Source organism: Leucogemmata humicola, assembly GCF_055379415.1.
The window spans coordinates 276041-302108 of the sequence record NZ_AP040875.1; the positions used below are offsets into that span (position 1 = coordinate 276041).

The window sequence follows — 26068 nt, forward strand, 5'->3', positions numbered from 1 at the left end:
CCGCGGCACACGCACGAACCATGGATCCTCTCTCAGATGTGCTACGCGCCGTCCGGCTCACCGGCGCGTTCTTCTATCACGTCAAAGCTGCGGCGCCGTGGTCCGTTCTGACTGAAGCGGCGCGCGAGTTGACGCCGCGCATTCTGCCCGACGCCGAGCATCTAATTTCATATCATGTACTCATCTCAGGTACGTGCTGGGGTGGGCTCGACGGCGAAGAACAGGTGCAGATGCAGCCAGGAGACGTGCTCGTATTTCCTCACGGCGACTCACACCTGATGTCGAGTGCCAATGGATTCAAGCTCGACGAACGCGCGAGTACGGCGCCGAAGAAATTTCCTGAAACTGTCTTCGTAGGGCCGGACGTTCAGCACGACACGACCTTCGTCTGCGGCTTTCTGGGCTGCGATGCGCGCCCGTTCAATCCACTCATTGCGTCACTTCCGCGACGGATGCTTGTGCGCGGTGCCGCAGGTGGCTGGCTGTCTCAATTCCCGCGACAGGCGGTGGCCGAGTCGCACGCGGCGCGCGTGGGTAGCGAGACGATGCTCACGCGAATGGCCGAGCTCATGTTCATCGAAGTCATTCGGCATCACGTCGAGCATCTATCGCCACAGCAAGCAGGATGGCTCGGCGGACTTCGCGATCCGATTGTCGGTCCTGCGCTCTCGGTGCTGCACGAACGGCCGGCGCATTCGTGGACACTTGCCGAACTCGCGCGAACTATTGCGACATCACGCACCGTGCTCGCGGAGCGATTCTCGACGATGGTCGGCGTGTCACCGATGCTGTACCTGACGCGCTGGCGTCTGCAGCTCGCGGCTGAGAAGCTCGCAAAGAGCTCAGCGAAAGTGGCGACCGTGGGCGAGGAGGTGGGCTACGAGTCGGAGGCCGCGTTCAGCCGTGCGTTCAAACGCGAAACCGGACTGTCGCCTGCCGCGTGGAGGCAGAAGCGTCAGTCCGGCTGAGGAATTCCGAGCGTTCGTGCCGAACTAGGTGCCGGGGATCTTCGCGCCCGGCGGAGCGAACACATCGACGGCGACGCTAAACGTTCGCCCTTCTGTCGGCTGAAGCGCGCCGACGCCCACGACATGTCGCGTGACCTCTTCGCCCTTTTCGTTCTTGATCAGAACGACGACCGAATACTCCCACGCCTCGCCCACGTTCGGGTGATGGATGGTGCTTTCGATCTTGAGCGGAGAAAACGTGGGGACGGCCCGCGCCGCCGCCCCCGGTTCGAATCGCAGGTACTTCTTACACGCCGGACAAATGGCCGCGCTTTCGAGGATCGTTGCCCGACAATGAGGGCAGGACCGCGTCGTACCTGGAGCCGACTGCCGAACTGGACTCACGACGCCAAGCCGTTCCCAACCGCGCGCGGCTTGATCTGAAGTTCATCGCCCCAACCGAATTCCGACCGACCGCGCATGCGCGATCCCGCGGCAACGGTGAGCGTACCAGCCTTGAGGTCGCCATTGAGAACGCCCGTGGCGAGCAGCTCGACGCGTGACGCGCTATCGATGTTGCCTTCCACTTCGCCGCCGATGATGACGGAGTTCGCGCGAACGCTACCGGTGAGTTTGGCGCCGGCATCGATCGTGAGATCGCCCTGAATGTGAACGTCGCCCTTGAAGCGACCGGCGAGACGGACGTGTCCGTTGCCCTCGATTTTGCCCTCGATCGTGATGTCCGCCGCGATCACCGACTCACGCGTGTCATGCGCCGACGTGCGACGCGGTACGCTTGGGGTCGGGGTCGTCATCGGGTCCGCGAACGTTTCGGGCTCTTTCTTGAGAACGGGCTCGGGTGTCATCGTCGTCGCGTCCTTTTTAGGGGGGGCTTGTTCCTTCCAGAGTGCCATCGTCCTACTCCCTGTTGAAGTGCCGTTGCAGCGGTAGCATATACGGCTGCGCTCGCACACGCGCTGTCAGGTGCGTCACTATTTCTGAAACGCTCGACGCCGACAACGACGCATCGACTACGAATCGCGCAACACGAGGGAACTCAGCAGCATGGAACTACCCGTCAATCCGCCAATCCTTCCGATGCTCGCCAAGCTCGTCAATGAGCTGCCGCCCGGCGACGACTGGATCTTCGAACCAAAGTGGGACGGCTTCCGCACGCTCGTGTTTCGAGATGGTGACGATCTCTTCGTCCAAAGCCGCGACGAGAAGCCGCTCGGCCGCTATTTCCCGGAGCTCGCAGGGCCGTTGCTCGATCAACTTCCGGAGCGCTGCGTGCTCGATGGCGAGATCGCGATCGTAAGCAAGAACGGGCTCGACTTTGACGCCTTACAAATGCGCCTCCACCCAGCGGAATCGCGGGTGAAGATGCTTGCCGAGCAGATTCCTGCATCCGTCGTGTTCTTCGATCTACTCGCGCTTGGCGACGTCGATCTCCGCGGCGCGCCGTTCTCCGATCGACGTTCGGCGCTCGAGTCGCTGCTCGCCGACGCGGCAGCGCCGCTTCATCTCACTCCCGCAACGCGCGATCGCGACGTTGCCGCAGACTGGTTCAGCCGATTCGAGGGCGCCGGACTCGACGGTGTGATGGCGAAGCGAGAGTCCGGTCTGTACGAGCCGAATAAACGGACGATGCTGAAAGTGAAGCACGAGCGGGACTGCGACTGCGTCGTCGGTGGTTTCCGATGGCACAAGAGCGGGAAGGGAACCGCGATTGGCTCGCTGCTCCTCGGTCTATTCAACAGCGACGGCAAACTCGAACACGTCGGTGTGTGCTCGAGCTTCACCGACGCCAAGCGTCGCGAGCTCGTCGAGTTTCTCGAACCGTATCGCGAAAACGCGCTTAAAGGACATCCATGGAAGGCATGGTCAGAAGCCGAAACAGACGCGGAGGCGGCGCCGCGTCGGAAGCCAGGCGGCGGTAGCCGATGGAGTCAGGGGAAGGATCTATCGTGGGAACCGCTTCGGCCGGAGCTGGTCGTCCAGGTGGCGTACGACCACATGCAGGGCACGCGCTTCCGTCACACCGCGCAGTTCCGCCGTTGGCGAACCGACAAGGATCCGCGCGACTGCACTTTTGCTCAGCTCGAAGTCGTAGCCGCGCAGGAAATTGCCGAGCTCTTTTCCACGGGCCGCTAGTCGTCGCTCTTCTTTTTGCGCTTCGCGCGAGACGGAGCGACGCGTGTGCCTTCGTCCTTGGCTTTTCGAAAGTGCGGCGGCCAGGGCGCGTCACCGAGTCCTTGGGCTTCGTCACGCGCGGCAAGTTCGAGCAGTTGATCGAGTGAACCTCGCGCCGCGTCCATGTCGGCGTGCGGATCGCCAATCGTCGCAAAGCGTGACGGAACGGTGAACACAGTAAAGTCAGCTGGTTCGCACGCTGGCACTTCGTCCCAACGCAGCGGCGTCGACACACGTGCATCGGGAAGCGGTCTCACGGAATATGCCGAGCAGGTGGTGCGGTCCTTGGCGTTTTGATTGTAGTCGAGAAAGACGCCGTGTCGCTCTTCCTTCCACCACTTCGACGTAGCGATCGACGGCGCGCGCCGTTCGATCTCGCGCGAGAACGCGAGCGCAGCCCGGCGGACTTCGGTGAATGACCAACGCTGCTCGATGCGTACGTTGACGTGGATGCCGCGCGAGCCGCTCGTCTTCGGCCAACCGGTCAATCCGAGTTCTTCCAACAACGCTTTCGCTTCCATCGCAACGCGGCGAACGTCGTTCCATTCCACGCCCGGTCCCGGGTCGAGATCGATACGCAACTCGTCCGGATGATCGAGGTCGTCGGCGCGCACGGCGTGCGGATGCAACTCGATGCAGCCGAGGTTCACGACCCACGCGAGTCCCACGGTGTCGTCGACGACCAGCTCTTCGGCAGTTCGACCCGATGGAAAGGACAGTGTGACGGTGCGCAGCCACTCGGGTCGCTTGTCCGGCGCGCGCTTCTGATAGAACGGCTCGCCCTCTGCGCCATCCACAAATCGCTTGAGCACCAGCGGGCGATTTCGGATTCCAGCGATCGCGCCCGGCGAGACGGACAGATAGTACTGCACGAGCTCGAGCTTGGAGAGCTTGGCGTCGCGTGAGAAATACGGCTTGTCCGGATTGCTGATCCGGACTTCGTGACCGTCGATCTCGAGGACCTCCGCTGTATCCGCCATGTCGTTCTCGGGCAAACTAGAGAATACTCATGGCAGCTTCGCAGTACCCGTTTTCTGATCGAACGTGCTTCCGGCGGGCAACACGTGCATGCGGAGACCTGCGGCGCCAAGCACGTGCGCTGATGCTGGAGTGATCTGCGCTGAACGCGCGTCGTAGATCGTCACGGCGCTCGCGCCAGCGACACGCCACGGTCCCGTTGGTCCAACGATGAGTGCCGTCGATTCGTCGATACCGACGCCGAGGTGTGGCGCGCGCTCGAGGACGAGGCTGATGAGTCGGTTGGCGCGCTTCCGTCGGAGAAAGTGCTGGTCGATGATCGCGCTCTTGATCAGCGCGAAGCCCGAATCGGTGATGACGTTCTCGCGAGCGATCGTCATGTAGGCAGTCGTCGTGTCGCGACGATCGCCGCCAGGGTGACGCTCATCGCCGGTGATCATGATCTGCGACATCACCGCCGCGCCGGCCGACGTTCCGCCAACTACGCCGCCGCGCTGATAGAGGGCATGAATGGCGGTCTCGGTCTTCGTACCACGAAGGACGCCGGTGAGCTTCACCTGGTCGCCACCGCCGAACCACACACCAGTCATGCCGTCGAGCAGTTTGGCGACCGAGTCGGTGGACGCCTGCTCGCGTGTCACCCAGATGTTCTGCGCGTCGACGCCGAGCGCGCGAAGGTCGGCAACCTTTTCGTCGCCACTCGCCTTGCCGTCCTCACTCGCTTGGGCGAACACGGCGATCTTGGCGTGGCCGCGACCACCGGCGAGGTCGACGAACTGCTGAACGAGCGCGGGCGGCTGCGGTCCACCGCCGACGATCATCAACGTGCCGCGCGGGGCGGGCGCGGTTTGGGCGTGTGTCGGCGCAGTAAAAAGCGCGGCGACGGCGAACGCGAGAGGCAGGCGACGAAGATGCATCGATTGGGCGGGGTTGAGAAGAACAGCCAGGGCGTCTGAACACTGTTGCGAGGTACGCGTTGGTTCAAGGTAGACGGTTGCCGCATGCTCGCATTCCATCAACACTTGATTGAATCAAATGTTGAGTGTACGATGGGCCGTATGACGACTCGAGAGCTCGAACTCCTCCAAGGGACGCTGGACGTCCTGGTTCTCCGCGCGCTGTCATGGGGAACGATGCATGGCTACGCGGTTGCACGCTTCATTCGCCAGGGATCAGAGGGCACGTTCAAGGTCCTGGACGGCGCGCTCTACACTGCGCTCCACCGTATGGAAGAGCGTGGCTGGGTCGAGGCCGAGTGGGGAATGTCGGAGAAAAAGAAGCGCGCCAAATTCTATCGACTCACCGCTGCAGGCCGACGCGCGTTACGCTCCGAAACTGAATCGTGGAACGACTACGTCGCCGCAGTCGGCCGGGTGATGACCGCGAAGTTGGAGGCTGGAACCATATGAGCGTGCAACGCGATATCGACGCCGAGCTGCGCTTCCACTTCGACGCGCGAATCGAGGAGCTCGTCGGACAGGGCCGCTCGCGCGCCGAGGCTCGCATGCAGGCGATCTCGGAATTCGGCGACGTGAATGACGTGCGCGCAAACCTCCGGCAAATCGGGCATCGCGTTGCTCGAAAGCGAAGTCGCGCCGACCTCCTCGCGGGGCTGATGCAAGACGTCTTCTACGCCGCACGTTCGCTCCGTCGCTCGCCGGCCGTGTCGCTCACCATCATCGCGACGCTCGCGCTCGGACTCGGCGTCAACGCGGCGATGTTCTCGTTGCTCGACGTGATCTTTGTGCGGCCGCCGGTTGGTATCGCACACCCAGAATCGCTCCGACGCGTGTGGTCGGAGCGTCGCTATACGACCGGCGTGGAGTTCGGGAGAGGGTACGACTACTCGAGCTACGCGGCGCTGGCCAAGACTTTCGAGGGTCAGGCGCAAACGACGATTTATCATCATCCGAGCATGCGAAAGCTCGGACGCGGAGAGAATGCGCCGACAGCGTCCGTTGCTGGTGCGGCCGCGAGTTATTTCTCGGTGCTGGGCGTCAAGCCGCAACTCGGGCGCTTCTACGCGGCCGACGAAGATCGCGTCGACGTCGCTACAAAAGTCGCCGTCGTCTCCGACGCGTTTTGGAAGCGAGAGCTCGGTGGACGACCGACGGCAATCGGCGAACAGATCGACATTGGCAACGAGAAATTCACGATCATTGGTGTGACACCTCCGCGTTTCAGCGGCACGGAGCTCGAAGCCACGGATATCTGGATGCCGATCGCCGGATCACTTGGAGATCGGTCGCTCGGAAAGCGTCCGTGGTGGCAGAATCCGAATGTGAACGGATTCCAGGTTGTCGCGCGGCTTCTGCCGAACGCACGTGAAGGTGAGCTCGTGCAGCGTGCAACGATTGCGTTGCGTGGCCCGGGGGTTGGTTGGGGTCGTGACACGCTGACGGTTGCGGCTTTCGGCTCGATCGTCGCAGCGCGCGGCCCAGGCAACCTCGCTCCGGAAATGCGCGTTGCCACTCGGCTCGCCGGCGTCGCGATCATCGTGCTCCTCATCGCACTCGCGAACGTGGTAAATCTGTTGCTCGCTCGGGCCGTGAAGCGACGTCGCGAGATCGCCGTTCGACTCGCGCTCGGTGTGTCGCGCTCTCGGCTCGTTCGCATGTTGATCACGGAGAGCGTGCTGCTCGCCGTCGTTGCAACGGTGGCGGCGCTTGTTGCGGCGCTGTGGGGCGGCGCACTGCTTCGACGTTTGCTCATGCCGGAGATTCACTTCGCCGAGTCGCCGCTGCACTGGCGGGTGTTGCTCTTTGCGCTTGGTGCGGCGGTGATCGTTGGAGCAATTGCCGGATTGATCCCCGCGCAGCAGTCAGCGTCGCCCGACCTCGCCAATGCGCTCAAGAGCGGTTCGCGCGACGGCGTGATGCACCGCTCGCGGCTTCGGAGCGCTCTGGTGATGTGTCAGGCGGCGCTCTCGGTCGTGCTCCTTGTGGGCGCAGTGCTGTTCGTCCGCAGTCTGCGCAACGTCAAGGCGCACGACATCGGTTACTCGGTAGATCGACTCGCCTTCGCCGACATCACGTACGACACGAGAGACTCAGCGCGCGATGCAACGATGCCGACGCGCCTGCGCGCGCTCGAGACGCGGATCGCCGCTATTCCTGGCGTCGAGCGCGTGGCGTTTACGTCGATGCGGCCGAAGTGGGGAATGACGTGGGTCGACCATTTCTATGCGGACATCGATACGACAGGCAGAAAGATGCCGGACGGGTTCTTCACGGCGGTGTCGACCGGCTACTTCGAGACAATTGGAACGAAGGTCATCCAGGGGCGTGGTTTCGATCAGCGTGACGCGACTGGTCCGTTCACGCTGGTGGTGAACAAGGCGATGGCCGACGCGCTCTGGCCACGTGAGAATCCGATCGGTCGCTGCGTGCGGTTCAATACGCCCACCGATCCATGTGCGACGGTCATTGGCGTCGTGCAGACCGCGCTGCTCAACTCGCTGAACGAGCCGCCGCGACCGCACTTCTATATGACGCTCGATCATCCGCCGACGCGCACGTGGGGCGCATCGGACATCATCATGCGCGGTGCGCCATCGCAGCTGGGAGCAATCCAGGTTGCGGCGGGAAAACTGCTTCGCGCCGAATTCCCCGGTGGCGTACCAAAGCTGACGACGATGTCGAACGCCATGGAGCCCGAGTATCGCCCGTGGCAGCTTGGCGCGACGCTATTCACGTTGTTCGGCGTTCTCGCGCTGATTGTTGCCGGCATTGGTATCTACAGCACCGTGTCGTACGCGGTGACGCAACGGACACATGAGTTCGGCGTGCGAGTCGCCCTCGGTGCGCGGGCGAGTGACGTCCTGCGCCAGGTGTTGGGCGAAGGTCTGCGGACAGTCGCCGTTGGAGTTGTGATAGGAATACTCATGGCCCTCGCCGCGGGCCGTCTCGTGGCGTCGTTGCTGTACGGCATCGCCCCGAACGATCCGTCGGCGATGGTCATTGTAGCGGTTGTACTCCTGACCATCGCGGCGCTTGCAGCGTTGTTGCCCGCATGGCGCGCCGCAAACGCTGACCCAGTCGCAGCGCTTCGCGCCGACTGACATCGCCAGCCCCGGCGCGGCGTAGTGGCCGCCGCGCCTGAGGGGCTTTCGAGAACTTAAACATTCATTTGGGACCAGCAGGTTGATCGCACGCATGGATCGGCCTGGAAGCGTGATCGCGCGAGATATGCGCACGCGCGAATCGTCGCGCGGCGTGGCCGATGGAAGTCGCTGCGTTCGCGGATCGCGCGAATCGTGTGACCGATCGGCACTTTCGCGCTGTTTCCTCACTAAGCATTCTTAGCCAGCCTAGCTTTGCCGATGCTGGCCGTTTTGCGACTGCTAGGAAAAAGAACGTCCTTCCACCATTAGGGACCCCATCATGAGAGTTTCCCACCCCTCATGGCTAACGGTCCGACCCGCGCGAGCAATAGCGTTGCTCGCGCTAGTCGTACTGCCCGGCCTTGCTGCTGCACAACAAGCGACTGTGAGTGGTCGCGTCGCCGCGGAGGCGACAAGCGAGCCGCTTCCCGAGGCACGCGTCTTCCTCGTCGGCACCACGCTGAACGTTGCGACTGGTCCGGATGGCCGGTACACGCTTCGAGGAGTGCCAAATGGCACGGCGGAAGTGCGCGTCATCCGCGTTGGATATCAGGAACAGAAGAAAGCCATCACCGTAACAACCGGAGCATCGGTGACGCTGGACTTCACGATGAAGCAGGCCATCGTGCAGCTGCAGGAGATCGTGACGACGGCGACGGGCCAGCAGCGCCGCGTCGAAATCGGTAACACCATCTCGACGATTGCTGACGTGAATCGGCGCGTCGAAGAAACTCCTGTCACGAACATCGGCGACCTGCTCGTCGGGAAGGCTCCCGGCGTCGTGGTGCTCCCCGGTGCAATGACGGGAACGGCTCCGGTCATCCGCATTCGCGGCGTCAGCTCGCTGTCGCTGAGCAATGCGCCCATCTGGGTCGTTGACGGTGTGCGATTCAACGCAGGATCGTTCAGCGCCGTGGGCGCTGGCGGAACGATGTCGAACGGAACCAACCTCGCGGGTCTGAACCCCGACGACATCGAAGACATCGAGATCGTGAAGGGTCCGTCGGCGGCAACGCTGTATGGAACCGACGCGTCGAACGGCGTGATCGTCGTGACCACGAAGAAAGGTCGCGCCGGCAACGCGCGGTGGACGTGGTTCGGTGAGGGCGGTGCGATTCAGGATAAGGCGCACTATCCCGACACGTACGCCATCTGGGGACACCGTCCTGCGGCGCCGACCACGCAGATTCGCTGCCTTCTTCGCGAACTCCCTGGCGGAACGTGCGTCAAGGACAGCGTCACGTCGCTGAACATCATCAATCGCTCGGACCTCACGCCGCTGAGCACTGGACATCGCGATCAGTACGGCATGCAGGTGAGCGGTGGATCGGAGACGATGCGCTACTTCGTCAGCGGCGATCTGCAGAACGAGATCGGCCCAATCAAGATGCCCGAGATTGAAAACGCCCGCTTCGACGCCGCGAAGACGGCGATTCGCGACGAGTGGAAGTATCCGGAAGCGCTGCAGGGCCAGACGGTTCGCGCCAACCTCTCGGCGTCGCCGAACTCGCAGTTCGACCTGAACGTTGCCGCCGGTTTCGTAAAGTTGAATCAGCGTTTTGCTGAGACCGACAACAACTTCAACAGCGTGTTCTACCAGTCGATGATGAGCCCGGGCTTTGTTGGCGCCGGCCTTGGCAACACTGGCAAGGATTCACGCGGCCAGAATCTGTACGGCAACAACTCGTTCACGTACGGCGACATCTTCCAGCGCCTCGCGCGTGAAGACGTTCAGCGTCTCACGAGCAGCATCCAGGCGGCGTGGCGTCCGTTCTCCTGGTGGCAGAACGACGGAACCGTCGGCATGGACCTCGGTAGCCGCTACAGCTATGCGCTGTGCCGGTTCGGCGAGTGCCCGGATTTCTCGCAGTGGCGCCTTGGAAACGTTTCCGACCGTCACCGTCTCGATCGCAACTTCTCGGTGAAGCTCACGAGCAACGCGACGTGGCAGGCCCGCAACTGGTTGAACCTCAAGACCACGGTTGGCGCGGACTACACGAACCAGGAAAACGAGTCGTCGAACGCATCGGGCACGCAGCTTCCGCCTGGTGCACAGTCGGTGACTCAGGCAGCTGTCACGACGGGTAGCGCCACGCTGCCGTCGGCCGACAAAACGCTCGGCTACTACGCGCAGGAGCAGGCAACGTTCCGCGATCGCATGTTCCTCACGGTTGCGCTCCGTACTGACCAGAACAGCGCGTTCGGTTCGAGTGCGAACAGCATCACGTATCCGAAGGCCAGCCTTTCGTGGATTCTCTCCGACGAAAGCTTCTTCCCGCGATTCGATTGGCTCAACCAGTTCCGTCTACGCGCCGCGTATGGACAGTCCGGCGTTCAGCCGCGCTCGACCGATGCGTTCGTGACGTTCACGGCGCCGGTAGTGAGCGTGAATGGAACCGACTCGCCGGGCCTGCGCGCGAATTCGCTCGGCAACTCCTCGCTCAAGCCTGAAACGACCAGCGAATTCGAGGGCGGCTTCGAAACGCGAGTACTGAACGGCCGAGTGAACCTCGACGTGACGTACTACTCGAAGAGCACGAAGGATGCGCTGTTCGACGTTGCGATTCCGCCGTCGTCTGCCGCATCGGCCACGACGGTTCGTCAGAACCTTGCCGCTGTGAAGAACACCGGCATCGAAGCGACGATCACGACGAGCGTCATTTCATCGCGACGTCTCGGTTGGGATGTCACGCTGAGCGCGTCGCACAACGACAACAAGACCCTCTCGCTCGGCAAGGATGCTACGGGCAAGACGGTGTTCGTGAATGGCACGGGCGCGAACCGTGACTCGCTCGGCTACCCGGTGCGTGGCTTCTTCTATCGCACGTACACGTATGCCGATTCGAACTCCGACGGCATCATCATTCCGACGGAAGTGACGGTCAATCCGAACTTCGAATACGTCGGCTCGTCGATCCCGAAGGACATCTTCTCGGTTTCGAACGGCTTCGAGTTGCTCGATCGCAAAATCCGTATCAACGCGCTGTTCGACTATAAGGGCGGCTACTCGATTGCCAACGGAACGTACTCGTTCCAGTGCGGCAACAACCCGGCGTGCCCCGGCTTGTCGAACCCGAACGCGTCGCTGCAGCAGCAGGCGGCCGCGGTTGCGTTCACGGCGAAGAATCCCACGACGGCGTTCGGCTATCTCGAGAACGGCCAGTTCTGGCGCTTCCGTGAGCTGTCGGCGACGGTCAACATCCCGAGCTCGTTCCTACGTCGTGTCCGAGCGAACAGCGCTTCACTGACGCTCGGCGCGCGCAACATCAAGGTGTGGACGAACTATCACGGCGCGGATCCGGAAGAAAACTTCTCGACCGGCGACGTGCAGAGCACCTTCGCTTCGTCAGCGCCGCGTCGGTACTACACGATGCGCCTCAATCTCCATTACTAGAAAACTCACCGATCATATCATCGAGATGATACAGATGAATAGACGACATGCCAGGTGGGTCGCTACGGGACTCACAGCTGCTGGGTTGATGCTGCTCTCCGCGTGTAATGCGCGCGATGAGCTGCTGTCGCCACAGCAACCGGGAACGATTCTCCCCGGAGACATCTCAGGAGCAGGAGCCGCCGGCGCCGAGGCGCTTCGTGTTGGCGCGCTCGGCCGGTTCCAGCAGTTGTCGCCAGGTGGCGGGAACGGCAACCAGACTGAAGCGACGCTGCTCGGCGATCTTCTCGCCGACGTGTGGAAGTCTGGCGACACCTTCTCGCAGCATAACGAGACGGATCAACGCGTTATCCAGACGAACAACTCCGTGTTGTCGACGGCGTACAGCGATCTGACGCGCTCGCGAACGTTCTATCGTGACGCGATTGCGGGGCTTCGTACGTACGTAGCTGACAAGCCGGCCGAAGTCGCCGAACAGTATTTCATCATGGGCTATTCTGAAATGCTGCTGGGCGAGCTGTTCTGCAACGGCACACCACTGGGTGAGACGGTCGGCACGACGTTCACCTACGGAAAGCCGTTGACGAACCAGCAGGTCTTTGCCGTTGCGCTCACGCACTTTGATTCTGCGCTGGCAACGATCAACGGCACGGATGCGTTGAGCATCTCGATCCGGAACGCGGCGTCGATCGCCAAGGGACGCACACTGGTCAACATGGCACAGTTCGCGGCTGCGGCAACGGCGGTTGCCTCTGTGCCGACCAACTACACGTACAACGTGACGTTCTCGCAGGCGACGAACGACAACAACATCTGGGGCCTTGCTGGCCAGGTGTCGACGCGTGCGCGTTTCGTCGTGAGCGACAGCTTCGACACACAAGGCACGACGAAGAACGCTCTGCCGTTCGCGTCATCGAACGATCCGCGCGTTCCTGCGACGGGTTCGCCTACGAGCAATGGCACGAAGTCGATCGATGGCATCACACCGCTCGTCTACCAGAACATCTGGCTGCTTCGCAGCGATCCGATTCCGGTCGCCACGGGCATTGACGCGCGAATGATCGAAGCCGAGGCGAAGCTCAACGCGAACGACATTCCGGGGATGATGACGATCCTCAATGCCGCGCGCGCGACGTCGCAGGTCCTTGGCCCGTTGACGGTGCCGGCAATGCCGGCTCTTGCGACGCCAGCGACGAAGGATGCGGCGACGAGCCTCTTCTTCCGCGAGAAGGCGTTCTGGCAGTTCGGACGCGGCATGCGGTTGGGCGACCTGCGCCGCCTCATCCGTCAGTACGGCCGCGCCGACGATGCAGTCTTCCCGGTGGGCAAGTTCCACAAAGCTGGCGGTGCGTCGTACGGCACGGACGTGAACCTGCCGGTGACGGACAACGAGAAGCAGAACCCGAACTTCACGGGCTGCATCGATCGCAAGGCGTAAGAACGACGGATGTACGAAAAGGGTGAAGGGTGAAGAACATCTCATCCTTCGCCCTCTTTCTTTGCCTCGCTGTTTCGGACGATCGAGCAAGCGATCCGGCCGCTCAGTCATCCTCATCATTCCTCTTGTTGCCTAGCCTTCGTCTCCAAGGCGCGGGGCAATGTGCTCAGCGCCTGTACCACCGAGAGAGGAGTTCGAGAGAATGCCGTTGTTCATGGACGTACACGAACATGTGCCGGGTCTGACCAAAGAGGCTGTTGCGGGTGCGCATCAGAAGGACCTCGAGACGCAGGGCAAGCACGACGTGAAGTATCTCCAATACTGGTTCAGCGAAGACACCGGCAAGGTGTTCTGCCTAGTCGAAGCCCCGACCAAGGAGGCCGCGATCTGCGTCCACCGCGAGGGACATGGACTCGTCGCCGACAGCATCACCGAGGTCAAAGAAGGCCACTAGGGGACGATGGTCGTTGGCAGGATCGGCAATGTCAGATGCGTGGCCAGGTCCTTCGATCGGTACACGCGCATTGTCGCCGCTTTGAAATCGGACTCGTTCGCGGTGTTGATGTTCGGCACGAAGGTCTGCGGGTTCCGATCGATGAGCGGGAACCAGGTGCTCTGCACCTGAATCATCAGGCGGTGGCCCTTTTTGAACGTGTGAAAGACATCCTGCAGCTGATAGTCGATGGCTGCAGGCTGTCCGGGCACGAGCGGCTTTGGCGTAACGTATCCGTTGCGCCATCGCGCTCGGAACACATCGCCCTTCACGAGTTGCTCGAATCCAGATAGTTGCTCACCTGTCAGCGTCGCGACTGCGGCCGGAACGTCCGGGTTCGCTGGCATTCCGTTCGGGTAGACGTCGATCACCTTCACGATGAAGTCGGCATCCGTGCCGGTCGAAGCGATCTTGAGCGACACACCGATCTGGCCGGCGAGCGTGATGTCGTTGTCGAGCGGCGGTGTCTGATAGACCAAGACGTCGGGGCGCGCAGCGGCGAAGCGCTGATCTTCTGCCGGATAGTTGCGGAAGTATCCGAACGACAGTGCGTTGGTGTACGGCACCGGCTTGGCCGGATCGCTCACGTAGCTGTCCATTGCCTTCGCTTCAGTGGGCGGGTCGAACGACAGCGCGCCGCCGGTATGGAGGTACAGCGACTTCGGCGTGACTTCCTTTGGCGGCCACTGACCGAACGTGTGCCACTTGTTGGCACCCGTCTCGTACATGATCGCCTTGCCCACCTGACGGTCGCAGCGATCTTCGAGCGCGCAAAGGAAGAACGGAAATTCTACAGAATCTCTAAAGAACGGCCCAGTCGCCTGGCCGAAGGGAACGAAGCCGAAGCTCGTTAGATCACCGTTCGCCCAGGCGCCGTGAGCCCACGGTCCGACGATGAGCGTCTTCTGCGTCTTTGGGCTGAGCGTGTCCATGGCTTTCGAAGCGCGCAGCGGTCCGTACGGATCTTCCCCGTCGAACCATCCACCGACGAAGAGCACGGCCGGCGCGATGTTCTTGAGGTGCGGCGCGAGCGAACGCTTCTGCCAGAACGAGTCATAGTTCGGGTGCGCCATCATCGAATCCCAAAACGCCAGCTTGTCGCCGAAGTACTTGGCGTCGGCATTCTTGTTCGGGCCCATCTCGAGGAAGAAGCGGTAGCCGTCGGCATTGTCGCGATTCATCGTCATCGGCGTGCCGTAGTTCGTCACGGTCGGCTCGGGCCGAGCCCGCGCGAAGCCCATGAGGAAATTGAAACTCTGGGCGAGCGTCAACGTGCCGTTGTGATGACGATCGTCGCCGAAATACCAATCGATCAGTGGCGCTTGCGGACTCGCAGCCTTGTGCGCCGGATGTGCGTCGATCATTCCGGCAGCCGTGAAGAACCCTGGAGCAGAGATGCCCCACGTGCCTACTCGGCCGTTGTTGTGCGGGATGTTCTTGATCAGCCAGTCGATCGTGTCGTAAGTGTCCGTGCTCTCGTCGACATCCTTGGCGCCGTGTTTTACGTCGATGTGCGGCGTCATGTACTGGAAGTACCCTTCCGACATGAACCGTCCGCGCGTGTCCTGATAGACGAAGATGAATCCATCATCGCTGAACCGCTGGCTGGGTCCGAGTCGCGCCGGGTACTGGTCGCCGCCGTACGGCGCAACACCGTATGGTGTGCGCGACATCATGATCGGGTACCGTCGACTCGTATCGCGCGGCGTGTAGATCGACGTGAAGAGCTGCACGCCGTCTCGCGCCCGAATGCGCACCTCCGTCTTTTTGTACCGGTCGCGAATTCGATTGATCGCCGCGGAATCGACGCCGCCACGGCCTTGGGCGGCAAGCGATGGCGCGAGAGCGAGTGCGATGGCGGCAGACGTGCGGAGCAGGGCGCGCATGAGAGTCTCGAGTTGTGCGGTCGAGAGAATCTCGCCTCCGGTAGGGCGGGCGTCCACTGCAACCGGCCGTAGAGCTACGGAGGGGATACGAAGCGCGAACGGTCCCCCGTCAGTCGGTCCTTAGCGCGATGTTTGGCTCAACGCGCGATGCACGACGGGCTGGGATCCAGCTGGCCACGAGCGTCACACCAAGCAGTACGACGGTGACCACGCCGAACACGAGCGGATCACGAGGCGATTGCTGGAACAGGAGCGGCTGAACCCACTTCCCGGCAACTAGAGCGGCGATGGCGCCGAGTGCGACACCGGCGACGCCAAGCCGCATGCCTTCGGAAAGCACCAGGCGCACGACGTCGTGCCCCTGCGCTCCGAGCGCGACGCGAACGCCCATCTCGTGCGTGCGCTGGGCAACGTTGTACGCGATGACGCTGTACAGTCCAATCGCCGCGATCACTAGCGCGAGAAAGCCGAATGCAACGAACGTCGTCGTGCCGAGCTGCCATGACTTCGTTTCGCCGCCGAAGATCGTCGCGAACGGAGTGACGGTGACGTACGATGCGCCGGGCATCTCTCGCTGCAGCTCGCGACGAATCGCCTCGAGATAGCTGGCCGCGTTTCCGTGCGTGCGAACGACCAGGCCACCGCGATGAGGGTTGAATTGTGCTGCCGGCAAATAGTAGAACAATCCCGGATCGTCGCTCAGCGCCCGTTCCTTGATGTTCTCGGCCACACCAACGACGTACGTACACGGCGTCGTGTCGGCGCCCACGCGAATGCACTGACCGATCGCATCACGCCCTGGCCAGAGAGTCTTCGCCATCGACTCACTCACGACGACTACGCGCTGCGAGTTCTCTACGTCCGCTGCCGAGATGAATCGGCCGCGAACCATGCGCGTGCCCATCGTCGCGAAGTAGTCGGGCGACACCGCGTTCAGATCGAACTGGCCGAGTTTTCCAACCGTATCGATACCGGCGACGGTGAGACGGGCGCTCCACATACCCCAGAATGGAGTCGTCACCTGCAGGCTCGCGCGCTCTACACCGGGGATGTGCGTGGCGCGTTCGAGAAGTTGATTGCGCAGCGCAACCATCTTGGTGCTATCCAGTGATACGCCGCGCATGTTCAGTTCGACGGTCGCGATTGGATCGACGTCGAAGCCCAGGCGCATCGACTGGACGTTTCGTAAACTCTGAACGAAGAGACCAGCGCCAACGAGCAACACGACCGACAACGCGCCCTGAAGGAGCAACAGGCCAGCGCGGACTGGTGAACGATGGAACGTTCCTTCGCGCGCCCCTGACTTGAGGTCATCGACGAGATTTGCCCGCCGCGTCTGCAACACAGGCGCGAGTCCAGTCAGCACGCCGACAACGAGAGCCGCTGCGACCGTGAAGACGATCGTTCGTCCGTCGCGGAACACCATCGGCGGCGTACTATCGGGCATCAATCGCGCTCTGAGTGCCGCTCCACCCCACTGGGCCACCAGCAGCGCCGCGGCCCCACCGAAGAGCGCGAGCAGCAAACTCTCAGTGAGCAATTGGGCGACCAGGCGTCCGCGACTGACGCCGAGTGCAAGTCGTACGGCGATCTCGCGGCGTCGGCGGATTGCGCGGGCGAGCAGCAAGTTCGCGACGTTGGCGCACGCGACGATGAGAACGATGATCGCCACACCAGCGACCCACGTCGCCACTTTCGCGAACGAAGACGCATTGGGTCCGCGCTCGAGGAGGATCGATCCGAGCGTCACGTGAACGCGCGCCAGCTTCAATGGCGTGCCACGTCCATTCTCGAGGGTTTGATTTTCGTAGCTGTGTTCCGCGGCTACAGTAAGGTCAGCGTTCGCTGCATCGACACTCACGCCCGGCTTCCGACGCGCGATCATCGACAGCCAGCCCCACTGATACGTCTTCCACCAGACCGACTTCGTTTTGATGCCGACGGCCTGCGCCGCGCCGTAGCTCGTGATGGGAACGATGTACGCCGGGGGTTGGTCGGCCCACAGTCCCACGAATCCTTGCGGCGCGACACCAATGATCGTGTACACGACTGAGCCGATCTGCACTTTCGACCCGAGCGCATCGTGTCGTGCGCCAAACTGGGTCAGCCATGTCGGATAGCTGAGCACGGCAACCGATGCTCCCGTCGGCGGCTCATCTTCGGCTGGCGTGAAGTAGCGACCCAGCGCCGGCGGGGCGTCGAAAAAGCCGAAGAACGCCGCGCTCACACTCGCGACGCGCATTTCTTTGGCGGCATCGCCTACGCCGACCGCGAGGTCGTTCATTGCAAACGCTGCTGTGTTCGATAGCGACTTCGATTCCGTCGCCAAGTCGTGGAAGCGCGCGTACATGCTCACGTTCCCCGTTCGCTCTTTGCCCCGAGACATCTCGCGCACGTATACCCGATGCGCCGTGGCCGGGTCGATCATCATGGCCGGGGGGCGGAAGAGCATGCGGTCGACGATGCCGAACATCGCGCCGTTGGCGCCAATGCCGAGGGCGATCGTCAGGACGACGGCGGTCGTGAAGCCCGGCTTGGCCTGGAGTCCGCGAAGCGCGTAGCGGAGGTCTTGAAGGATGACGTCGAGCATGATCGTGAGACACACGAATCGCTCGAGGGGTTGGCCTAGGGGGTTCGTCCTAGGCCGCCGATGAACGCCTCGATCTCGCGGAGCACTTCTGCCTCGTTCGATCGGAAGACGAAGTGATTCGAGTGGGGAATTCGAACGATCCGTGATCCTGGAATACCCCGCTCGAAGGCGAGGATCTGTGGCATGACGCCGGCCAGATACGTCGAGTCGTTGCGCGCGATGGCTGCCGAGTCCTTCGCGATGGCCGCCGGGACTTCGCGTGGCGCGGCGAAGATCGCGAGTACCGGGCTGCTGATCTTCGTGAACTTCTGTTCACCGGCGAAAAGAGAGTCCGCGACAAAGTCGCGCGCGAGCTGCGGAGGGGTTACGAGTCGATCGGGTCGGGCCGCAAGACGCTTGGACCAGGAGCGCATGTCCCGCTCCATCAACGGAAGACTCACGTCGAGCAACTCGTCGAGAATGTCCTGAATAGCCTTTGGGCTGAGCGTCGGAGAAATGCGCGCGAGTTTTCGCTGCACGTCATAGATGTTCATCAGCACGTTATCCTGCGCCGAATCGTAGAACGCGTACGCATAGCCGGCATCGAGATAAACGAGGCCGGATACTTTCTCGGGGTGTCGCGACCCGATCGAGCTCAGCTCTTCGCCGGCGATGGAGTGACCGATCAACACCGGACGCGAAAGCCGTAACGAGTCGATGATGGCGAGGACATCGTCGGCTAGTCGATCGGCGGAGTATCCGGCCGGCGGGACGCTGGAGCGTCCGAAGCCGCGTCGCGTGATGCCGTAAACGTGATACTGCTTCGACAGCTTTGGCGCTATCTGATCGAAGACGTGCGCCGTATTTCCCGCGCCAGCCATTAGAACGACCGGTCGACCGTTACCGCCCCAATCGAGTACTTCGAGTGAGACGCCCGGTTGTACCGCGAGAAAACGCGAGGTATGCGCGGACGGATCTCGCCACGCGGTGGCCTCGGTCTGACGAGAAAAAACGAGCGCGGTCGGTGGACCACCTTGTGTCCATGTGCCCGTGATCGTCGATCCATCGGCGCTGAGAATTCCTTCATACGTTCCGCGGAGCCGGCCGAAGACTGCGCGAAGCGTGTGCGCAGAATACGTGACCGTATCCGCCACCGCCGGAGCATCGAACCCGCCCTGGTCGATGCTGAATTGGTTGACTCTCAGTCGAGCGCTATCGACGCGGCTGACTTCGAAGATCAGCCGAAGGGCGCGAGGCGTAATGGCGAGCGTGCCTTGCCACGTGCCGGTGACGTCTTGTGCGCGCGCGGTCGTCGCGGTGAGTGCTGCCCAAACGGCAATACAATAGAAAATGCGTTTCACGTCCCCTCCCGCAGGTAAACTCCAGCATCTACTATTGGCATAGTATATGTACGCCCGTGACGGAGTGTCAACGTCCCTGCTGCCTCGCGCCGGATAGCGGGAACGCGCAAGTTGTCAGGATGACGAGACGCATCCTTTCGGCAGCGAGTGCACGACTTGTCGCGGCGATACTGATCATCTTCGTGTCGGTGCCAGCCACGGCATCCGCGCAGCTGCGCTACGGTGTCGGCACCTGGGAGCCGGACTCACTCGGTAACCACCGCGCGGTGGTTCGCGTGTCTGCTGCGAGTCCTGCGGTGCTTGCCCATATAGAGTGGCGCCGACGCGATACGATCCCAGCGAATGTCGCGACGATCGTCATCGATGCGAGCACAGGCGAGCGTGTTGGCAACGCCGTGCGAAAGACCGTCACGCGCCAGTACGGCGATATCGTGTTCGAAGCGAAGCGCGCCGGCGACTACTATGTGTACTACATGCCCTACACGGGCACGTTCAAGTCGAACTATCCCAAGATCACATATCGCCCGCCGCAGGAAACGGCGGACGCCGCATGGATGGCCGCAAATCACCTCGACGGCGTATCCGTTTCAGCGCTGCCAACGGCAACGCTCGTAGGCTTCGACGCGAGTGACGAGTTCTCGCGCTTCACGCAGATGGAGTACATCGCGACGGCACGCGAGGTGGCTGCCGTCGAAGCGGCGCACGCCGATGCGCCCTTTCTCGCATTCCCGGAAGATCGGGCCAACTCGATTCGGATGACGCAGGACATTCCTGCGAGATGGGCGCAACGTGGCGCATTCACACCATTCGTCGGTAGCGCAAAGCGCGGCGAGTTCTACGCATTTCAGATTGGCGTGTTTGCGCACAAGTCGCCGGTCGATTCGCTGCGCTACCGGGCGACAGCGCTAACGATGCGTGATGGTAAGGCGACGATTCCAGCGTCGCGCATCACGGCAATCAACTTCGAAGGCACTGACTGGTCGGGCCGCCGCTTTGTGCGAGCGCTGCACGTCGACCGCGGACGAATTCAAGCCCTATGGTTCGGCGTGGATGTGCCAGCGACGGCGGCGCCCGGTGAATACTCCGGCAAGGTGATTCTTCGCAGCCGAGGAAATGCGGATCAGGAAATTCCGATCACGATATCGGTGGGGAAGGACGTAATCGTCAACCATGGCGACGACGATCCGTCGCAACTGACGCGACTGCGCTGGCTCAACTCGCAACTCGCAGCGGACGATGGGATCGTCGCACCGTACACGGCGATGCGCGTAGCGGGAACTACGATCTCGTTTCTCGGACGCTCGCTGACGTTCGGCGCTGACGGGTTTCCGTCGGCGATCAAATCGTTCTTCAGTGCGAACAACACGTCCATCACGAGCACGTCGCGCGACGTACTGAATGCCCCGGTACAACTTCTCGTTCGCGCCGGCGGCAACGACGTCAAATGGACCGGCCCCGCACCGACGATCACGAAACGCGCCGCAGGTGCCGTCGCGTGGAGCGTGACGCGCCGAGCCGGCGCGCTGACCATGCGCACGAATGCGCAGCTCGATTTCGACGGCACCGTGGAATACACCATCGCGCTTTCGGCGTCTGCGCGTACGTCGCTTTCTGATATACGACTGCAGATCCCGTATAAGATTGCCGCCGCGAAGTACATGATGGGACTCGGCCAGAAGGGCGGATTCCGCCCGGCGTCGTTCGATTGGAAGTGGGACGTCGCGAAGAAGAATCAGGACGGCGCGTGGATTGGCGACGTGAACGCCGGCATGCAGTTCACGCTCAAGGATGAGCACTACGTGCGACCGTTGAACACGAATTTCTATCTGTCAAAACCGCTGATCGAGCCAACGTCGTGGGCGAATCACGGGGCTGGCGGGTGCACAATCGGCAGTGATGCGTCGAAGCAGGAAGTGCTCGTGTCGTGTTTCAGCGGGGCGCGCGTCATAGAAGCTGGCGATTCGCTGCGCTTCGATTTCCGCCTGGCGATCACGCCGTTCAAACCGCTCGATACGAAGGGGCAGTGGACGACGCGGTATTTCCACGCGTTCGTTCCGGTGGACTCCATCATCAAGCGCGGCGCGAATACGGTGAACGTGCACCACGCCACGCGAATCAATCCGTGGATCAACTATCCGTTCATCGAAACGGCGGCCATGCGGTCGTACATCGACTCGGCGCATGCACGCGATCTCAAGGTCAAGATCTACTACACCGTTCGTGAACTCACCGACCACGCGCCCGAGCTGTTCGCGCTTCACTCACTCGGCGACGAGGTGCTCTCGCACGGACCGGGCGGCGGCTTCTCGTGGCTACAGGAGCACCTGGGATCGGACTATCTCGCCGCGTGGCATGTACCGCAGATCAAAGATGCTGCCGTCGTCAACAGTGGCGTCTCTCGCTGGCACAACTTCTATGTCGAAGGACTCAACTGGCTGGTCCAGCACGAGAAGATCGATGGGCTGTATCTCGACGACGTTGCGTTCGATCGAATCACGATGAAGCGAATGCGGAAGGTACTCGATCGCGGAAACCCAGGCGCGTTGATCGACCTGCATTCGGCGAACCAGTACAATCCGCGCGACGGGTTCGCGTCGAGCGCGAATCTGTATCTCGAACACTTTCCATTCATCAATCGGCTCTGGTTCGGCGAATACTTCGACTACGACTCACGCCCCGACTACTGGCTCGTCGAGATCTCAGGCATTCCGTTTGGCTTGATGGGTGAAATGCTCGAGAAGGGCGGCAATCCATGGCGTGGACTCACCATGGGGATGACGGCACGCCTTCCCTGGTCCGGCGATCCGACGCCGATCTGGAAAGCATGGGACGACTTCGGCATTCAGCAAAGTCGTATGTACGGCTGGTGGTCAGGCCGCGATCCCGTGACGACGAGCGACACAGCCGTGTTGGCGACAACGTGGATCAGAGATCGCAAAGCGATGGTGTCGCTCGGAAACTGGAACGACCACGATGTGCAGGTACGTCTCACCATCGACTGGAAAGCACTCGGCCTCGATCCGGCGCGGACGAGAATTCATGCGCCGGCAATCGCCGAGTTTCAGAACGCGGCTACGTGGAAGCCGGCCGAGGCGATTGTGGTGCCGGGGAAGAAGGGGTTGTTGCTGATTCTAGAGCAGCAGTAGCTGGCCGCGACGTGGTGAGCGCGACGCGAGCGGCGACTTCTTCCATCTGCTGCCGACGCGTCCGAGCCCACGACGGGAGCCGCAGCGCCGTCATGCCGAACATCGCTACGCCGACGGCCGCGAACGCGCCGAGCGTCGACGTCATGGCGATGTTGATCGTTGAGCCGCCGACAATCGCCGCACCGACTCCGATTGCCCAAGCGCCGAACATAGACATGCCCATCACCATCATCGCTCGCGCGTCGCCCTTCACTGTTTTGAGACGAATACGCTGTCCGCCAGGCGTCGGTTCGAGCAACGCCTGGAGGTTCCCGTTGGTCCATTGCCTCAGCGAGCCTTCGCTCTTCACCGTGCCGCGCGCATGAAAGGTCTCGCGCAAATCGACGACGAACTGGTCCCACTCGTCGTCCGAGAGTTTGCGATCGAGATCGATCGTTAGTCCAACGCCGAGCGGAAGGCCGAGGAATTTGCGCGGTGCGAGTCGTCCGCTGCCGTCGATTTCACGTGCGGCACGGACGATCGAGTCTGGCGAAAGTCCGACCTCCCGGCCGATGTCCTGAAGCTCGGCTAACGACATGCCGGCGCCTGACGGCAGCTGCTTGCTCCCGCTTTGCTGCGCCTCGGCGGCGCGCTCGAAGATGGCCGCGACTTCGGCCTCGTTGAATCGCCTTTCGCTCATGTCAATCGAAAGATTGCTACGTGCGTCTCCGAATGCAAAACAATCCGAGCAAGACCTGGGTGACCTGGCGGTAGCCCGCTAGCCGCTGACCTCGGCCGAAGGCGAGTCAGGATTCGTCACCGACCCGGCGCAAACTGCCATTGGAAAGCGGATCCATCCGCGCGGTCCGGTGATGGTCCCGGCCAATTTGCGGAAATCGACTTCGTGGCCGGGTCGACTCGGAGGTAGCGATGAGTACGTAGTGACATCAACGCGACGTCACCATAGATGGTTTCAATCCACTGAAACGTCTCGGCGTCGCCGGGCTTGTCCTCGCGATTAGCGAGTTGCGTCACACCTTCGCTTGTCTGAACCGAGATGAAACGACCGGACGAGCGTAGTGCCACACGCCCGAGCCCTCGATCTATGACCTCAAACCGAACTGCGCTGGAGCGATTCGAGTCGATGGGGAGCGTTGTGAGATGCTGGTCCTGGTTGGCGAGTCGAGTTGCTCCGCCAACGGGGGCGAACGTAATGGTTCGGCCGATTGGTATCGCGCGCGTGAGGCCGCGCGGGTGCGGCTCATCGACACGCATGGCGTCGAAGTCGGCAAAGCCTCCAGCAACGCCCAACGAATTGAAGTGGAACAGGGAATATCGAATTCCTTGAAACGTCTTCAATTGAAACACCATCGTGAACTCGCCGCCGAGCGAAGCGAATCGGCGTCCGTCGAGGCTGTAGCTGAACGTCGCCTTCTCGGTGAGAAAATCGCAGTTCGCGCGCAGCCAGACACGAGAGCCATGCATCGCGACACGTGCGGTGTCTCGCGTCGTTTCGTCGAAGCGTTCGATGAACGTCGCGTTGCCGGCGCGACGCACGCCAATCCACGCGTACGGATGATTGAGAAGCGCGAGTCCGGCGACGTCGCCGTCGCGCATACCACCGGTTTCGAGTTCAGTGGTCGGCGACGACTGCGGACCAATGGCTCTCTGTGTAAGCGTGTTTCGCGCGTGCCAGAGATCCGGCGCCGGCAGCGAGTGCAGACGCAGAACGCCGCGTCGCTCGGTCAGCGACCATTTGGTGTCATCGGGAACATGATTCCATTGCCACACATTCTGCAGAACCGAATCCGCAAAAGTGTCGCTTCGACGATATGGAGCCGAAGCCGGCGAAGTAGCGCCAGCGGGTTTGACCCAGATCCGCGGCGTGCGCCCGAGGTTTCCAGGTAGTCCGAAGTACGGCCAACCGTTTTCCCAGGTCACCGGAGAGAGCGCTGTGAGCCTCCCGACGGAATTGTAGTCGAGCATCGAGAAGCCCCACCACTCGCCCGTTGGAGTTTGGACAATTCCTCCTTGGTGCAGCGATCTGTGTCCGCGCGACTTGGGGTCGGGCGCGCCAATGACGAAGCGTCCACCGGAGTCCGACGCAAGTCCGTAGCCCTGACTGAGGCCGAAGTCTTCGTCTGCGCTGATTTCCTGATTGACCTCGTACGGACCTTCGGGCGAATTGGCGCGTGCGGCGGGCATGCGCATCCGGCCGGCGAACCAAGCGCTTGTTATGAAATACTTATTGTCGATCTTGTAGAAGTGGCTGCCCTCACCCATGCCAGCGGACTTCGGAATGATGATCCGCTCGGAGCCAGGCACGATGTCGGTCAGATCATCGCGAAGGCGCGCAAGGTGAATGTCCTGATATCCCCAAATGACATAGACCTTGCCGTCGTCATCAAAGAGCACCGAGAGGTCGTGGAACGACTGTGCCATGTCGGTCCGCGTCCACGGTCCGCGCGGATTGGTCGCGCGAAACAGCTGCGTGTGATGTTTGTTGACGTTGCTGAAGATGTAGAACGTGCCGTCGTGATAGCGGAACGACGGCGCCCAGATCCCCTGACCGTAGATATTCTGGCCATTCTCGAGCCTGAACTCCGGACCAAGGTTCAGGCGATCGAGCGCGTAGCTCATGAACTCCCAGTTCACGAGATCTTTCGAGTGCAACACGGGCAGGCCAGGCATGGCGTGCATCGTGGTGCCGGTCAGATAGTAGTCGTTGCCGACTCGAATCAGATCCGGATCCGAGAACTCGTCGTAGAAGAGCGGGTTGGAGAACGTCCCGTTCCCATTGTCCGCGCGCCATGTCTGCGTGGCCGGCGCCGCCAACTGTAACGCAAGGCCGATGGCAAGCGCGATCACACGTCGCCCGGCTTTTTCGCGCTCGGATCACCGGTTGGCGGCGGCGCCTGATCTGTCGTCGCGGGCGGGCCGAGGAGTTTCGTAAGCACGGGCTTCAGTGCATCTGCCCAGATCTGATAGCCTTTCACCGTCGGATGCAGCTTGTCCACGGTCATGCCTTCGTAGAGCACACCGTTCTTGTCAGCGAGTTTGTCGTTGACGTTGATGTACCGAATCTTCTTGCCGTCGGCAAAGTGGGCGATGTTCTCGTTGATCCTATTGATCTCCGGAACGACCGCGATGTTGTCATTGCGCGGGAAGATGCCGTTGAGAATGATCGTCGCATTCGGCGCCTTCTTCTGAACGATGTCGATCATCGCTTTGATGCCGCGAGTGATGTCTGCCACTTTCGCGTCGTCGCCGGGCTGAGTGCCGACGTTGTTCGTGCCAGCAAGGATGACGACGACCTTCGGATTCACGCCATCGAGCTCGCCGTTCTCGAGACGCCAGAGCATGTTCTCGATCTTGTCGGCGCCCCAACCAAAGTCGGCGGCGTTCCAGCCCCAGAAGTTGGACTTCCAGTTCGCTAAAAAGTCGGGGTAATCGGTGGCGCCCCAACGTCGGATGATCGAATTGCCCTCGAAGTAAACGTCGATCTTGCCTTTGGTCCTCTTCTCGAGGAGCTGCTGGTGGGCGAGCATCGAGTTGGCGTCGGTCCGCGGGGCTGGCTTGTCG

The 26068-nt window shown here is 61.8% G+C and carries 18 protein-coding genes; 8 read left to right on the top strand and 10 right to left on the bottom strand.

The window, feature by feature from the left end:
- Nucleotides 1–20: 20 nt before the first annotated feature.
- Nucleotides 21–968 carry an AraC family transcriptional regulator gene (locus AC6H4Z_RS01210; RefSeq protein ID WP_497544907.1) on the top strand — a complete coding sequence of 316 codons (948 nt, stop codon included), beginning with the start codon at nt 21–23 and terminating at the stop codon, nt 966–968.
- A 24-nt stretch (nt 969–992) separates the two neighbouring features.
- On the opposite strand, the gene AC6H4Z_RS01215 is transcribed toward AC6H4Z_RS01210, so the two are convergent.
- A complete protein-coding gene (locus tag AC6H4Z_RS01215; RefSeq protein ID WP_497544908.1) occupies nt 993–1352 on the bottom strand; it encodes a hypothetical protein in 360 nt (119 codons plus the stop codon).
- Entirely contained in the window at nt 1349–1861 is a 513-nt protein-coding gene (locus AC6H4Z_RS01220; RefSeq protein ID WP_497544909.1) for a bactofilin family protein, read from the bottom strand. Before AC6H4Z_RS01220 ends, AC6H4Z_RS01215 begins: the two co-directional genes overlap by 4 nt.
- Before the next feature lie 151 nt (nt 1862–2012).
- Here AC6H4Z_RS01220 and AC6H4Z_RS01225 point away from each other — a divergent pair, with 151 nt between their 5' ends.
- Nucleotides 2013–3101: an ATP-dependent DNA ligase gene (locus AC6H4Z_RS01225; protein WP_497544910.1), complete on the top strand. Its 1089-nt coding sequence runs from the start codon at nt 2013–2015 to the stop codon at nt 3099–3101.
- On the opposite strand, the gene ligD is transcribed toward AC6H4Z_RS01225, so the two are convergent.
- Nucleotides 3098–4120 (bottom strand): non-homologous end-joining DNA ligase, encoded by a 1023-nt coding sequence (ligD, locus tag AC6H4Z_RS01230; RefSeq protein ID WP_497544911.1) that lies wholly within the window; start codon nt 4118–4120, stop codon nt 3098–3100. The two genes, AC6H4Z_RS01225 and ligD, sit on opposite strands and share 4 nt — an antisense overlap.
- A gap of 27 nt (nt 4121–4147) precedes the next feature.
- Entirely contained in the window at nt 4148–5035 is an 888-nt protein-coding gene (locus tag AC6H4Z_RS01235; protein ID WP_497544912.1) for a cyanophycinase, read from the bottom strand.
- 141 nt (nt 5036–5176) lie between these two features.
- On the opposite strand from AC6H4Z_RS01235, the gene AC6H4Z_RS01240 reads away from it, so the two are divergent.
- From AC6H4Z_RS01240 to AC6H4Z_RS01260, 5 genes are all read left to right on the top strand, one after another.
- Nucleotides 5177–5527, top strand: coding sequence for a PadR family transcriptional regulator (locus AC6H4Z_RS01240; RefSeq protein WP_497544913.1), 351 nt, complete (start codon nt 5177–5179; stop codon nt 5525–5527).
- Nucleotides 5524–8178, top strand: coding sequence for an ADOP family duplicated permease (locus AC6H4Z_RS01245; RefSeq protein WP_497544914.1), 2655 nt, complete (start codon nt 5524–5526; stop codon nt 8176–8178). The genes AC6H4Z_RS01240 and AC6H4Z_RS01245 overlap by 4 nt, the downstream gene beginning before the upstream one ends.
- A 322-nt stretch (nt 8179–8500) precedes the next feature.
- Nucleotides 8501–11614, top strand: a complete 3114-nt coding sequence (locus AC6H4Z_RS01250; protein ID WP_497544915.1) for a SusC/RagA family TonB-linked outer membrane protein — start codon at nt 8501–8503, stop codon at nt 11612–11614.
- 34 nt (nt 11615–11648) lie between these two features.
- Nucleotides 11649–13052 carry a RagB/SusD family nutrient uptake outer membrane protein gene (locus AC6H4Z_RS01255; RefSeq protein WP_497544916.1) on the top strand — a complete coding sequence of 468 codons (1404 nt, stop codon included), beginning with the start codon at nt 11649–11651 and terminating at the stop codon, nt 13050–13052.
- Nucleotides 13053–13254: 202 nt separating this feature from the next.
- Nucleotides 13255–13506, top strand: a complete 252-nt coding sequence (locus AC6H4Z_RS01260; protein ID WP_497544917.1) for a DUF4242 domain-containing protein — start codon at nt 13255–13257, stop codon at nt 13504–13506.
- On the opposite strand, the gene AC6H4Z_RS01265 is transcribed toward AC6H4Z_RS01260, so the two are convergent.
- From AC6H4Z_RS01265 to AC6H4Z_RS01275, 3 genes are all read right to left on the bottom strand, one after another.
- On the bottom strand, nt 13503–15431 hold the full coding sequence (locus AC6H4Z_RS01265; RefSeq protein ID WP_497544918.1) for a CocE/NonD family hydrolase: 1929 nt from the start codon (nt 15429–15431) through the stop codon (nt 13503–13505). The two genes, AC6H4Z_RS01260 and AC6H4Z_RS01265, sit on opposite strands and share 4 nt — an antisense overlap.
- 109 nt (nt 15432–15540) lie before the next feature.
- Nucleotides 15541–18036, bottom strand: a complete 2496-nt coding sequence (locus tag AC6H4Z_RS01270; RefSeq protein WP_497544919.1) for an ADOP family duplicated permease — start codon at nt 18034–18036, stop codon at nt 15541–15543.
- Between the two features lie 20 nt (nt 18037–18056).
- The gene (locus tag AC6H4Z_RS01275; RefSeq protein ID WP_497544920.1) at nt 18057–19361 is read right to left on the bottom strand and encodes an alpha/beta fold hydrolase; all 1305 of its coding nucleotides are present in this window, start codon (nt 19359–19361) and stop codon (nt 18057–18059) included.
- Nucleotides 19362–19480: 119 nt separating this feature from the next.
- On the opposite strand from AC6H4Z_RS01275, the gene AC6H4Z_RS01280 reads away from it, so the two are divergent.
- Nucleotides 19481–22507, top strand: a complete 3027-nt coding sequence (locus AC6H4Z_RS01280) for a glycoside hydrolase domain-containing protein (protein ID WP_497544921.1) — start codon at nt 19481–19483, stop codon at nt 22505–22507.
- Here the strand turns inward: AC6H4Z_RS01280 and AC6H4Z_RS01285 are convergent.
- The 3 genes from AC6H4Z_RS01285 to AC6H4Z_RS01295 form a co-directional block, all read right to left on the bottom strand.
- Nucleotides 22434–23186, bottom strand: a complete 753-nt coding sequence (locus AC6H4Z_RS01285; protein WP_497544922.1) for a hypothetical protein — start codon at nt 23184–23186, stop codon at nt 22434–22436. The two genes, AC6H4Z_RS01280 and AC6H4Z_RS01285, sit on opposite strands and share 74 nt — an antisense overlap.
- A 116-nt stretch (nt 23187–23302) precedes the next feature.
- Nucleotides 23303–25354 carry a family 43 glycosylhydrolase gene (locus AC6H4Z_RS01290; RefSeq protein WP_497544923.1) on the bottom strand — a complete coding sequence of 684 codons (2052 nt, stop codon included), beginning with the start codon at nt 25352–25354 and terminating at the stop codon, nt 23303–23305.
- Entirely contained in the window at nt 25351–26034 is a 684-nt protein-coding gene (locus tag AC6H4Z_RS01295) for a GDSL-type esterase/lipase family protein (protein ID WP_497546998.1), read from the bottom strand. The genes AC6H4Z_RS01290 and AC6H4Z_RS01295 overlap by 4 nt, the downstream gene beginning before the upstream one ends.
- Nucleotides 26035–26068: the final 34 nt, after the last annotated feature.

Bases quoted from the DNA above. Each gene is read 5' to 3' on its own strand.
- AC6H4Z_RS01220 (WP_497544909.1), bottom strand. From the start codon at position 1,861: ATGGCACTCTGGAAGGAACAAGCCCCCCCTAAAAAGGACGCGACGACG.
- AC6H4Z_RS01285 (WP_497544922.1), bottom strand. From the start codon at position 23,186: ATGAGCGAAAGGCGATTCAACGAGGCCGAAGTCGCGGCCATCTTCGAG.
- AC6H4Z_RS01295 (WP_497546998.1), bottom strand. From the start codon at position 26,034: ATGCTCGCCCACCAGCAGCTCCTCGAGAAGAGGACCAAAGGCAAGATC.
- AC6H4Z_RS01210 (WP_497544907.1), top strand. From the start codon at position 21: ATGGATCCTCTCTCAGATGTGCTACGCGCCGTCCGGCTCACCGGCGCG.
- AC6H4Z_RS01250 (WP_497544915.1), top strand. From the start codon at position 8,501: ATGAGAGTTTCCCACCCCTCATGGCTAACGGTCCGACCCGCGCGAGCA.
- AC6H4Z_RS01265 (WP_497544918.1), bottom strand. From the start codon at position 15,431: ATGCGCGCCCTGCTCCGCACGTCTGCCGCCATCGCACTCGCTCTCGCG.
- AC6H4Z_RS01225 (WP_497544910.1), top strand. From the start codon at position 2,013: ATGGAACTACCCGTCAATCCGCCAATCCTTCCGATGCTCGCCAAGCTC.
- AC6H4Z_RS01245 (WP_497544914.1), top strand. From the start codon at position 5,524: ATGAGCGTGCAACGCGATATCGACGCCGAGCTGCGCTTCCACTTCGAC.
- AC6H4Z_RS01240 (WP_497544913.1), top strand. From the start codon at position 5,177: ATGACGACTCGAGAGCTCGAACTCCTCCAAGGGACGCTGGACGTCCTG.
- AC6H4Z_RS01235 (WP_497544912.1), bottom strand. From the start codon at position 5,035: ATGCATCTTCGTCGCCTGCCTCTCGCGTTCGCCGTCGCCGCGCTTTTT.
- ligD (WP_497544911.1), bottom strand. From the start codon at position 4,120: ATGGCGGATACAGCGGAGGTCCTCGAGATCGACGGTCACGAAGTCCGG.
- AC6H4Z_RS01260 (WP_497544917.1), top strand. From the start codon at position 13,255: ATGCCGTTGTTCATGGACGTACACGAACATGTGCCGGGTCTGACCAAA.
- AC6H4Z_RS01255 (WP_497544916.1), top strand. From the start codon at position 11,649: ATGAATAGACGACATGCCAGGTGGGTCGCTACGGGACTCACAGCTGCT.
- AC6H4Z_RS01280 (WP_497544921.1), top strand. From the start codon at position 19,481: ATGACGAGACGCATCCTTTCGGCAGCGAGTGCACGACTTGTCGCGGCG.